Source organism: Ilumatobacter sp., from assembly GCF_049588435.1.
Classification (GTDB): domain Bacteria; phylum Actinomycetota; class Acidimicrobiia; order Acidimicrobiales; family Ilumatobacteraceae; genus Ilumatobacter_A.
The window spans coordinates 1-11,173 of record NZ_JBAVYV010000576.1; the positions used below are offsets into that span (position 1 = coordinate 1).

10 protein-coding genes and 1 tRNA gene are annotated in these 11,173 nt (G+C 67.3%); 4 read left to right on the forward strand and 7 right to left on the reverse strand.

The window, feature by feature from the left end; all coding sequences use genetic code 11:
- From thrC to argS, 6 genes are all read right to left on the reverse strand, one after another.
- Nucleotides 1-1,265 (reverse strand): threonine synthase (gene thrC, locus WBV89_RS21660; RefSeq protein ID WP_423983407.1); only part of this gene is annotated, 1,265 nt, incomplete at its 3' end.
- Between the two features lie 11 nt (nt 1,266-1,276).
- Nucleotides 1,277-2,611, reverse strand: a complete 1,335-nt coding sequence (locus WBV89_RS21665) for a homoserine dehydrogenase (RefSeq protein WP_423983408.1) — start codon at nt 2,609-2,611, stop codon at nt 1,277-1,279.
- A 100-nt stretch (nt 2,612-2,711) separates the two neighbouring features.
- Nucleotides 2,712-3,215 carry a type II toxin-antitoxin system PemK/MazF family toxin gene (locus WBV89_RS21670; RefSeq protein ID WP_423983409.1) on the reverse strand — a complete coding sequence of 168 codons (504 nt, stop codon included), beginning with the start codon at nt 3,213-3,215 and terminating at the stop codon, nt 2,712-2,714.
- A gap of 69 nt (nt 3,216-3,284) precedes the next feature.
- Nucleotides 3,285-3,455: an antitoxin gene (locus WBV89_RS21675; protein WP_423983410.1), complete on the reverse strand. Its 171-nt coding sequence runs from the start codon at nt 3,453-3,455 to the stop codon at nt 3,285-3,287.
- 75 nt (nt 3,456-3,530) lie between these two features.
- Nucleotides 3,531-4,817 carry a diaminopimelate decarboxylase gene (lysA, locus tag WBV89_RS21680; protein WP_423983411.1) on the reverse strand — a complete coding sequence of 429 codons (1,287 nt, stop codon included), beginning with the start codon at nt 4,815-4,817 and terminating at the stop codon, nt 3,531-3,533.
- A complete protein-coding gene (gene argS, locus WBV89_RS21685) occupies nt 4,814-6,559 on the reverse strand; it encodes an arginine--tRNA ligase (protein WP_423983412.1) in 1,746 nt (581 codons plus the stop codon). Before argS ends, lysA begins: the two co-directional genes overlap by 4 nt.
- 61 nt (nt 6,560-6,620) lie before the next feature.
- Here argS and WBV89_RS21690 point away from each other — a divergent pair.
- Together WBV89_RS21690 and WBV89_RS21695 are read left to right on the forward strand one after the other, a co-directional pair.
- A tRNA-Arg gene (locus tag WBV89_RS21690) sits at nt 6,621-6,693 on the forward strand.
- A 117-nt stretch (nt 6,694-6,810) separates the two neighbouring features.
- The gene (locus WBV89_RS21695) at nt 6,811-8,415 is read left to right on the forward strand and encodes a M28 family metallopeptidase (RefSeq protein WP_423983413.1); all 1,605 of its coding nucleotides are present in this window, start codon (nt 6,811-6,813) and stop codon (nt 8,413-8,415) included.
- 30 nt (nt 8,416-8,445) lie between these two features.
- Here the strand turns inward: WBV89_RS21695 and deoC are convergent, their stop codons facing one another.
- The gene (gene deoC, locus WBV89_RS21700; protein ID WP_423983414.1) at nt 8,446-9,234 is read right to left on the reverse strand and encodes a deoxyribose-phosphate aldolase; all 789 of its coding nucleotides are present in this window, start codon (nt 9,232-9,234) and stop codon (nt 8,446-8,448) included.
- A gap of 76 nt (nt 9,235-9,310) precedes the next feature.
- Here deoC and WBV89_RS21705 point away from each other — a divergent pair, with 76 nt between their 5' ends.
- A complete protein-coding gene (locus tag WBV89_RS21705) occupies nt 9,311-10,423 on the forward strand; it encodes a LacI family DNA-binding transcriptional regulator (protein WP_423983415.1) in 1,113 nt (370 codons plus the stop codon).
- Between the two features lie 100 nt (nt 10,424-10,523).
- A partial coding sequence (locus WBV89_RS21710) for an extracellular solute-binding protein (protein WP_423983416.1) occupies nt 10,524-11,173 on the forward strand: 650 nt, incomplete at its 3' end.

The following is an 11,173-nucleotide window of genomic DNA, read 5'->3' on the forward strand; positions in this document are numbered from 1 at the left end:
CCCGTCGCCTGCTCGACGGCATCGGGAAACTTCGCCGGGTGGGCGGTCGCCAGCGTGATCATCGGGTGCGACGGTCCGCCCGGGCCACCGAGCAACCGCGCCGCGGCGGTCCCTGTCGCGGTGTGCGGATCGACGAACATCCCCGACTCGGCGCGGATCCGAGCGATCTCGTTCAGTGTCGCGTCGTCGTCGAACGCGGCCGCCCGGAATGTCCCCTGGATGAACTGCGCACGCTGGTCCGCCTCCACGTCGAGGCGGCCCACCTGACGGAACCGATCGAGCTGCTCGGTCGTCAGTCCGCCGTCGCGACCGTTCATCTCGAACAACAGGCGCTCGAAGTTCGACGATACCTGGATGTCCATCGACGGGCTGAGGCTCGGCCGCACGGGCCGAGCCGTCATGTCGCCGTCGTTGACGAAGCGGGTGAGGATGTCATTGCTGTTCGACGCGAGCACGAAGTCACGGATCGGAGCGCCCATCTGGCGGGCGATCCATCCGGCGAGAACGTTGCCGAAGTTGCCCGTCGGGACGACGAACGTGGACGGCTCGGCGAAGATCTCGGCCGCAACGACGTAGTAGACGGTCTGAGCCATCACCCGCGCCCAGTTGATCGAGTTCACGGCCGAGAGGTTGTTGCGCTCGCGGAATGCGGCGTCGTTGAACATCGCCTTGACGAGATCCTGACAGTCGTCGAAGGTGCCTTCGACCGCCACGGCGTGCGCGTTCGGTGCGTCGACGGTCGTCATCTGGCGTCGTTGTACCTCGCTCGTGCGTCCGAGCGGATACAGGATCACGATGTCGACGTTGTCGCATCCGGACACACCGTCGATCGCGGCCGATCCCGTGTCACCACTGGTCGCGCCGACGATGGTGACCCGCTGCCCGCGCTCGGCGAGGACGTGGTCGAACAACCGCCCGACGAGCTGGAGCGCCACGTCCTTGAACGCGAGCGTCGGACCGTGGAACAGTTCCTGCACCCACTGGTTCGCACCGGTCTGGACGAGCGGCACGACCGCCGGATGGCGGAACGCACCGTACGCCTCGGTGCACAGATGAGTCAGCGTGACCTCGTCGATGTCGGGCTGGACGAAGGGCAGCATCACCTCGACGGCTCGCTCGACATAGGAGCCGCCACGCTGGCGCGGTGTGCTGAGCTGCGGCCATTCGGCAGGGACGTAGAGACCGCCGTCGTTCGCGAGCCCGGCAAGGAGAACCTCGGCGAAGCCGAGTTCGGGGGCGCGGCCGCGGGTGGAGACGTAGCGCATTCCGGTCGCCCTCAGTTTCCGATGACCCGGATCAGTCCACCGACGGCGAGCACCGCTTCGAGGCCATTGAGCTCGCGCACGGTCGCCTGTACGTCGCTTTCACGTGCCACGTGGGTGATGAACACGAGCCGAGCGTCCGGACCGTTGCCCTCCTGCTCGGCGACGCGGATGCTCACGCCGTGCTCGGCGAACACTCCGGTGACCGCGTGCAACACGCCCGGTTGGTCCGCGACATCGAGGCCGAGCAGGTACTCCGCGGAGGTCTCGTCGATCGGCTTGATCGTCGCCTTTCCGAGCGCGCCGACCGAACCGTGGGTGCCGGCGCGGAGGTTGATTGCGGCGTCGATGACGTCGCCGAACACCGCACTCGCAGTCGGCGCTCCCCCGGCGCCGCGACCGTAGAACAGCGCCGAGTCGACGTAGTCCCCTTCGACGAAGATCGCGTTGAAGCTGTCACGCACGGTCGCCAGCGGGTGCTGATCGGGAACCATCGTCGGGTGCACACGCACGCTGATCTCGTCCGACGACGGATCGCGTTCGACGATGCCGAGCAACTTCACCACGTACCCGAGCCGTCGGGCGATCGCGATCTCCGAGGCGGTGACGTTGCTGATCCCCTGGTGGTAGACGTCGCCGGCGACGACCTTCTTACCGAACGCGACCGTGGCGATGATCGCCGCCTTGGCCCCGGCGTCGTATCCCTCGACGTCGGCGGTGGGGTCCCGTTCGGCGAACCCGAGACTCTGCGCGTCCTTGAGCGCCGCGGAGTAGTCGGCGTCTCCGCCGGCGTCGACGGCATCGGTCATCTTGGTGAGGATGTAGTTCGTCGTGCCGTTGATGATCCCGAGGATCCGCGTGATCGGTTCGCCGTACAGGCTCTCGCGCAGGACGCGGACGAACGGGATTCCGGCGGCGACCGCCGCTTCGAACAGGAGGTCCCGCCCGGCCTCGTCGGCGGCGGCGTAGAGCTCGGCGCCGACGTTCGCGAGGAGTTCCTTGTTCGCGGTGACCACCGGCTTGCCGTGGGCGAGCGCGGCGAGGATCAGCTCGCGAGCGGGTTCGATCCCACCGATCGATTCGACGACCAGGTCGATGTCCGGGTCGGTGACCACACCCATCGCGTCACGGGTCAGGACGTCCTCGCCGACCTCGACGTCACGGGGAGCCGAGATGTTGCGGACGGCGACGCGAGTGACCTCGAGTCGGATTCCGGTCCGCTGTTCGACGACGTCGGCGCGGTTGCGCACGATGTCGATGAGCGCCGCTCCGACGTTGCCGCAGCCGAGAACTCCGATGCGCACCACCTTCGGCCGATCGACAGCGGGGTGATCGAGAACGTTGCTCACGGCGCCAGGCTACGGGATCGACGCGGCCGAGACCTCGGCGGTTCAGCGGCGGTACGGAGGGCGGTACCGAGGGCGGTACCGAGGGCGGTTCAGGGGCGGTTCAGGCGCGCACGAGATCGTGGTACCGGGCGGCGTTCCCGACGACGTCATCGAAGCGATTGCGAGCAAGGACGGCGCCCTCCCGGCGGACATCGTCGTCGTCGAGCAGGAGCAGCCGGTCGACCTTGGCCCAACTGTCGCGGTGTTTCGGATCCCAGTCACCGGTACCGACCGGGACGTGATCGTCGCGTCCCTTGTTCTTCGACGTGAGCGCCACGCCGGCGAGACGCGCCCCCTGCGGCGTGTTGGTCCGACCGATGACCACGACGGGACGATCCTTGCCGCGGTTCGGATCCTCCTCGAACGGGACCCACGCCCACACGACCTCGCCGGGATCGGCCTCTCCGTCGATCTCGGGCGTGTACTCGACACGCACGCCGCGCTCCACCGGGCGGGTCGGTGGAGCCGAGCGTCGCGTCGTCTTGCCCGCGATCGGATCGCGCTCGGACCGCGCCGCCACCGCCTGACGGATGAGGTCGAGCAACATGTTGATCCACTTCGACATGCGCCGCATCGTACGGTCCGCGCCGTCGGTGGATGGATTTCGTCGAGCGGTGTCGGGGTCGGCCCGGTTTCAGTCGGGAAGTTTGTCGACGGCGTCCTTCGCCATCTCGGCGCCCTTGTCGACCTTGTCCTTGTGACTCCCGGCCTTGTCGCCGATCATGTCGGCGCCCTTGTCGATGCCCTGCTTGACCTGCGGCTTCTTGCCCTTGGTCATGTTCTTGATCGAATCCATGAGTCCCATGTCTGCGTTCCTCCTGAGGTGGTGCACGTCCTGTCGGTGCCCCGCCAGTATGACCGACGTGGAGTCGCGCTGTGTTCAGCCCTCGACGAAGACGTCCGTGGCGAGCAGGTCGTCGAAGGATTCGCGGCGCACGACGAGGCGCGCATCACCGTCGGCGCAGAACACGACCGGCGGGCGCGTGATCTTGTTGTAGTTCGATCCCATCGAGTGTCCGTAGGCGCCGGTGACCGGCATCGCCAGGAGGTCGCCGACCGCGAGATCGGTCGGGAGTCGGGCGGCGAATGCCAGCACGTCACCCGATTCACAGTGCTTGCCGACGAGACGCGCGGTGAGTTCACGTTCGTCGTCGACGCAGCGTGGCAGGAACGATTCGTAACCCGATCCATAGAGCACCGGCCGCGGGTTGTCGCTCATCCCGCCGTCGACGGACACGTAGGTCCGGACGCCCGGGATGTCCTTGATCGTGCCGACGGTGTACACGGTCATCGCGGCGGCTGCAGCGATGGACCGCCCCGGTTCGACGCTCACGCGCGAGCGCACGCCGAGCGACTCGCACGCATCGAGCAGCACGTTGCCCCACTGGGTGATCGTCGGTGCTTCCTCACCCTCGATGTAGGCGACCCCGAGGCCACCTCCGAGGACGAGCTCCGGCAGATCGAGCGGAACCGCGAAGTCGGCCATCACCTCGGCGGCCTTCGCGAACGACGACGCCTCGAACACGTTGGACCCGATGTGGCAATGGACGCCGACGAGGTTCATCGACGCCGAGCGACGGGCGCGGTCGACGGCACGGTCCGCATCTCCATTTGCGAGGTTGAACCCGAACTTCGAATCGTTCTGTCCGGTCGAGATGAACTCGTGGGTGTGAGCGCTCACCCCCGGCGTGATCCGCAGGACCACGTCGGGAACCGGCCCCACGCCCGCGGCGTGCAGCGCGTCGATCCGGTCACACTCGTCGAACGAGTCGACGATCACGTGCTTGACCCCGGCCGCGATCGCCTGACGCAACTCGGCCGTCGACTTGTTGTTGCCGTGCAACGTGCACGCCGACGCGGGAACGCCGGCCGCCATCGCGACGTGCAACTCCCCACCCGACGCGACATCGAGCAGCATCCCTTCGTCATAGGCGAGCCTGGCCATCGCCCGACACAGGAACGCCTTGGTCGCGTAGATCACGCGGTCCTGACCGAACGCGGCGACAGCCTCGCGACACCGATCGCGGAGATGCTGCTCGTCGTAGATGAACACCGGGGTGCCGTACTCCGCCGCCACGTCCGCGATCGAGCAACCGCCGACCGCGAGCATTCCGTCGGGCCCGACCGCCGTGTTGTCCGAGAGCAGCCGCCGATCGAGGGCGGTCACATCTGCTCCGGCGCGTCGATGCCGAGCAGTCCGAGCGAGCGTTCGAGCACGCGGGCGGTCAGATCCGCGAGCGCCAATCGGCTCGAGTAGGTCGGCTCGATCGAACCCTTGATCCGGCAGTGCTCGTAGAACGCGCTGAATGCCGTCGCTAGTTCGTACACGTAGGTGCACAGCTTGTGCGGGCTGTAGGTCTCGAGCATCGCGTCGACCGCCGACGGGAAGGCGAGGATGTGACGCGCCAATGCCCGCTCCTGGGGCTCGGCCAGATCGATCGCCACCGAACGCACCGATGCGCGGTCGACACCTTCACGACGGAAGATCGAGCAGATGCGGGCGTGGGCGTACTGCAGGTACGGCCCCGTGTTTCCTTCGAAGGCCAGCATCCGGTCGAAGTCGAAGACGTAGTCCTTGATCCGGTCGGTCGACAGGTCGGAGTACTTCACCGCACCGATCCCGATCGAGCGAGCGACGGCGGCCCGGTTCGCCTCGTCGAGATCGGGGTTCTTCTCGGCGATGGCTGCGTCGGCGCGGGCGACCGCCTCGTCGAGCAGCGCCACCAGCCGCACCGGCTCCCCGGAACGCGACTTCAAGCGTTTGCGGTCCGTCCCGAGCACGATGCCGAACGGGATGTGCACGGCCTCGACGTCGTCGTGGAGCCACCCCGCCATGTGCGCCACGGCGAACACCATCTGGAAGTGCTGCGACTGGCCGGCGTCGACCACGTACAGGATGAGGTCGGCACCGATCCGTTCGGTGCGGTCGATGATGCACGCGAGGTCGCTGGTCGCGTAGTTGAACCCACCCGTGCCCTTCTGGATGATGAGCGGGAGCGGATCGCCCTCGCGATTGACGAAGCCGGGCGGGAAGACCACATCGGCGCCATCGGACTCGACCATGAGATCGGCCGCGCTCAGGCGCTCGACGACGCCCGGCATGAGCGGCTGGTAGAAGCTCTCGCCGACCAGATCGTCGTCGGTGAGGAGCACGCCCATCTTCTGGTACACGGTGTTGAAGTAGGCCGCCGAGAGGTCGACGAGGATCTCCCAGAGCCGCAGCGTCTCGGGGTCGCCGCCCTGCAGCTGCACGACGCGTTGACGGGACCGCTCCTGGAACTCTTCGGAGCCGTCGAACTTGACGCGCGCCTCCTTGTAGAAGCTGTTGAGGTCGCCGAGCGACAGCGCGGCGGCGGCCTCGGTCTCGCCCATGTCGAGGAGGTGCTCGATGAGCATGCCGAACGGGGTTCCCCAGTCACCGACGTGGTTCTCGCGCTTGACCGTGTGGCCCCGCGCCTCCAGCGTGCGCACGAGCGCGTCGCCGATCGCCGTCGAACGGAGGTGACCGACGTGCATCTCCTTGGCGACGTTCGGCGCGGAGTAGTCGACGACGACCTGCAAGGGATCCGGATCGACGCCGATTCCGAGATCGTCGTCGGCCGCAACGGGGGCGAGTTGATCGGCGAGGAACGACGCCGAGAACGTGACGTTGATGAACCCCGGGCCGGCGATCTCGAGGTCGGCGATCTCGGCGAGCGCACCGGAGTCGACGATCCGCTGCGCCAGCTCCCGAGGGTTGACCCCGAGCTTCTTGGCCAGCGGGAGCGCACCGTTGATCTGCACGTCGGCGCGATCCGACGGCCGGACGGTGGGGTCGGGGGATTCACCTTCCGCAACCGCCTCGGAACCGACGAGGTCGTCGAACACGGGGCGCAGCAGTTGGGTGAGCGTGGCGGCGGGATCAGACATGCGATCCAAGTCTGCCCGATCGCGCCGAACTGACCACCGGCAGATAGATTGCCGTCGCACTGCCTTCGTAGCTCAGGGGATAGAGCACTGGTTTCCGGAACCAGGTGTCGCAGGTTCGAATCCTGCCGAGGGCGCGAGTGGGACGGTCGTCGGACCGGCCTCCCTTGACACCCGTGCCTCATGGCGCGAGGGTCGTCGTGGCGCCTGGTCGTTCTGACGCCGAGACGCCGATTCGAGCGTGGGAGGTCGAGATGAGCGGAGTTCGTCGGACATCGAAGCGTTGGACGCTCGGTGGAGTGGTGGTCGCGACCGCCTTCGCGGTCGCCGCGGTCCAACCGGTCGCAGCCGCTCCGAACAACAACAATTCCAAGAAGCTCCGCGCCGCGGTCACGGTCGACGGGATCCTGGAACATCAGCAGGCGCTCCAGGACATCTCCGACGCCAACGGCGCGAACCGACTCGCCGGCGCCCCGGGCTACGAGGACTCGGCGGACTACGTCGCGGCCCGAGCCGAGGCCGCCGGCTACGACGTCACGATCCAGGAGTTCGAATACGACCTGGACTTCCTCGCCGACTGGCAAGCACCCGTGCTGGCGGTCGAGGGCGGCCGCGAGTTCGTGGCCGGAATCGCGGGCGCGCAACCAGGCGGAGACTTCGGCTCGATGTACAACACGGCCGCGTACGGCACCGACATCACCGCCCCCGTCTGGGCGGCCGACCTCAACGTGCCGACCGCATCCGACGACCTCACCACCAGCGGTTGCGAAGCGTCCGACTTCGACGGGATGGAAGCCGGGTCGATCGCGGTCGTCCAACTCGACCTGTTCTCGGGGAGCGGCTGCGGGTTCAATCCGGTGTTCAACGCATTCGGAGCGGGCGCGGGAGGAATCGTCGTCATCCAGACCGGACAGCCGGGAGAGACCGGATCGCTGTGGATCGACTTCAGCGGGACCGATTTCCCGGCGATGGCCGCAACGTTCGATGCGGGGATCGCGCTGGCCAACGGCGTTCTCGCCGGAGACACCGGACAAACCGCTCAGTTCAAGATCGACTGGCGGCCAGGCACCTACACCACGAAGAACGTGATCGCCCAGTCGAAACGGGGTGATCCCGACAACGTGATCGTCGTCGGAGCGCACCTCGACTCGGTCGGTGTCGGACCGGGCATCAACGACAACGGATCGGGATCGTCCACGATCCTCGAGATCGCCGAGCAGATGAAGAAGGTGAAGCCGCGCAACGCCGTTCGCTTCATCTGGTTCGGTGCCGAGGAATCGGGACTCCTCGGTTCGGAGGCCTACGTCGACAGCTTGTCGCAGGACGAGATCGACCAGATCGCCGCGATGCTCAACTTCGACATGGTCGGCTCACCGAACTTCGCCCGCTTCGTCTACGACGGCGATCTCTCCGACTCGGAACCGCCGCCGAGCGGCGCACCCGAGGGATCGGCGCAGATCGAGGAACTCTTCGTCGACTACTTCGACAGCCAGGGTCTGGCGAACGAGCCGACGGCGTTCAGCGGGCGGTCCGACTACGGACCGTTCATCGAGGTCGGGATTCCGGCGGGCGGCTTGTTCACCGGGGCCGAGGGAATCAAGACCGAGGAGCAGGTCGCGCTGTACGGCGGCACGGCCGGCGAGCAGTACGACGGGTGCTACCACCTGTCGTGCGACGACATCGACAACCTGAGCCTCACGGCGCTCGACCAGATGAGCGATGCCGCGGCACACGTGACGATCTCGCTGGCCCAGAACACCGAGGCGATCAACGGAGCTCGCGGCAAGGGCAACTTCAAGCCCAAGCCATCGGGGCAGCACATGGACGTTTCTGCGCCCCTCCCGCTGACTCTCCCCTGACGGTCGAGGGCGCTCGTGGCGCCGTGGTGATCAGGCGGTCAACGCGACGGCGATCGCATCGTCGAGCAACGAGCTCGCTCCGAAACGGAACGTCGCCGGGGTGGCCCACTCCGGACCGAGTCGATCGTCGACCAGCGCGAGGTAGCCGACCGCCTCGGCGACCGATCGGATCCCGCCGGACGGCTTGAGTCCGATCGTGCGGTCGGCGGCCTCGACCGCATCGACCATGCTCGAGAGAGCGTCCAGCGTGGCGCTCACGGCGGTCTTGCCGGTCGACGTCTTGATGAAGTCGGCACCGGAATCGATCGCCAGGTCCGCCGCGCTCCTGATCAGGGCGGGGTCGCCGAGTTCGCCGGTCTCGAGGATCACCTTCAACTTGCCGCGGCGACCACTCCGACCCGTTCTCGCGTGCACGATCGCAGCGATCGCCTCGATCATTTCACGCCCCGAGGCGGAATTGCCGGCGGCGAATGACCGGTACGGCAGGACGAGATCGATCTCGTCGGCCCCCGCATCCAGGGCGTCGATCGTGAACGCCGAGACGTCGGCGATCGAGTCCGCGCCGCCGGGGAAGTTGACCACGGTGGCGATCAGGCACCCGCCGCGATCGGCCTGCTCCGCCAGCATCGTCGCGACGAGTCCGACGAACTCGGGCCACACGCAGACGGCCGGGACACCGTGTTCGAGTGCCCGGTCGACGAGCGATCGCAGCGCGTCGGGCGAGTGATCGTCGTTGAGATCGGTGAGATCGATCAGGGAGATCACGCGTTCGGCATCGTGCGCCGACAGATGAACGGGTCCGGACCCCGGAGCTGCCATCGCGACGACCGTACTCCCTCGTCGCTTTCTCCGATCGATGAAAGCGCTTACACTCCGACCGGACGGAGACGAGCACATGGCCCACGACGACACCACACGATCGCGAACGCCCCCGCGCCGACTCACGATCGAGGACGTCGCCACCGAAGCCGGGGTGTCGGTCGCGACGGTGAGCCGAGCGCTCCGGGGCCTCCCCAACGTGACCCCATCGACGCGTGACCGGGTTCAAGCCGTCGCAACGCGTCTCGACTATCACCCCGATCCGGCGGCCACCCGCCTCGCCGCGGGCCGGACCCGAACCGTGACCCTCGCGATCCCCTCGCTCAGCGGCTGGTACTTCTCCACCGTCGTGGCCGGCGCCGAAGCGGTCTGTGCCGACGCTGGGCTCGAGTTCCAGGTCATCGCGGTACCGACACCCGAGCAACGGAATCGCCTCCTCGACGAGTCACAGCGGCTCGAACGACGAACCGACGCCCTGATCCTCGTCGACGTGACGATCGAGCCCCACCAGGTGGAGTCGCTCGAACGTCGCAAGGTCGGCGTCGCCACGATCGGGTCGAACATCGTCGGACATCCCTCGGTGTGCATCGACGACGAACTCGTCGGACAGCTGGCGGCCGAGCACCTGTTGTCTCTGGGCCATCGCCGGTTCGCGGCGATCGGTGGCCGTCCGGAGGGTCCGATGAGTTTCGACGTCCCCGATGCCCGCTGGCGCGGATTCCGCCGAACCCTCGCCGCTGCGGGAGTCTCGGTCGACGACGGCGATCTCCACAACGGGAACTTCAGCCTCGACGGGGGCTACGAGGCGATCGCACCACTTCTCGACGGTCCGCATCCACCGACGAGCGTGTTCGCGATGTCCGACGAGATGGCATTCGGGGCATTGATCGCCTGCCGCGAGCGATCGCTGGGAGTCGGCAGTGACATCTCGATCATCGGCGTCGACGACCACGAGTTCTCGCGGGTGGTCGAGCTCACGACGATCCACCAACCCGTTGCCGACCACGGGTCGCTCGTGGCCCGACTGCTGATCGCAGCGATGGCCGACGCGGCTCGCACCGCCACGACCACCAGCGCGACCCCCGGCGCGAGCGCCCACGACGTCACCGCGTCGGTCGATCTGACGGGGCCGGTCCGACCGGTGATCTCGCTGATCGAACGCTCCACCACCGGCCCCCCGAATCGCTGACGGCACACACATCTGCACTTGACGCGGACGCCGTCATATGTAAGCGTTTACATTTCCGGGCGAAGCCCGGTGATATTCCACATCTGAGGGGGAGGACCCAATGAGAAAGAGCAGCATCAAGCTGGCTGCCGTTCCCGTTGCACTGGCGCTGGTCGTCGGAGCATGCGGAAGCGACGGCTCCGAGTCGAGCAGCGACTCCGGCGACGAGACCGACGGCACCGAAGCAGCAGCCGACGACTCCGAGGAAGCGACCGACGACACCGAGGCGGCCGAGGACGAAGAGGCCGCCGCCGAAGACGAGGGCGAAGCAGAAGAAGCACCGGCCGACACCGAGGCACCGCTCGAGATCGAGCGCAGCGGCGACGAGATCATCGTGACCGGACCCGAGCGCGACGAATCCGAAGCCGGAGCGATCCAGGACGTCCTCGGCGCCTGGGGTGCCGAGAACGGCGTCGACGTCACCTACCTCGGCGATGCCGCGTGGGAGACCAACATCAACACCCAGCTCGCCGGCGGCAACCCGCCCGACGTCTCGATCTTCCCGCAGCCGGGCAAGCTCGCCGATTTCGCCCGCGCCGGCGATGTCCTCCCCTTGGGTGACGAAGCCGCAGCCGCGACCGCCGAGAACTGGGACGAGAGCTGGACCGTCTTCGGCAACGTCGACGGAGAGCAGTACGGCGTGCCGGTCAAGGCCGATCTCAAGTCGCTCGTCTGGTACCAACCGTCGGCCTTCGAGGAGGCGGGCTACAC

Coding starts and splice junctions, on each gene's coding strand:
- WBV89_RS21670 (WP_423983409.1), bottom strand. CDS start 3,215: ATGTCGAAGTGGATCAACATGTTGCTCGACCTCATCCGTCAGGCGGTG.
- WBV89_RS21675 (WP_423983410.1), bottom strand. CDS start 3,455: ATGGGACTCATGGATTCGATCAAGAACATGACCAAGGGCAAGAAGCCG.
- argS (WP_423983412.1), bottom strand. CDS start 6,559: ATGTCTGATCCCGCCGCCACGCTCACCCAACTGCTGCGCCCCGTGTTC.
- WBV89_RS21695 (WP_423983413.1), top strand. CDS start 6,811: ATGAGCGGAGTTCGTCGGACATCGAAGCGTTGGACGCTCGGTGGAGTG.
- deoC (WP_423983414.1), bottom strand. CDS start 9,234: ATGGCAGCTCCGGGGTCCGGACCCGTTCATCTGTCGGCGCACGATGCC.
- WBV89_RS21705 (WP_423983415.1), top strand. CDS start 9,311: ATGGCCCACGACGACACCACACGATCGCGAACGCCCCCGCGCCGACTC.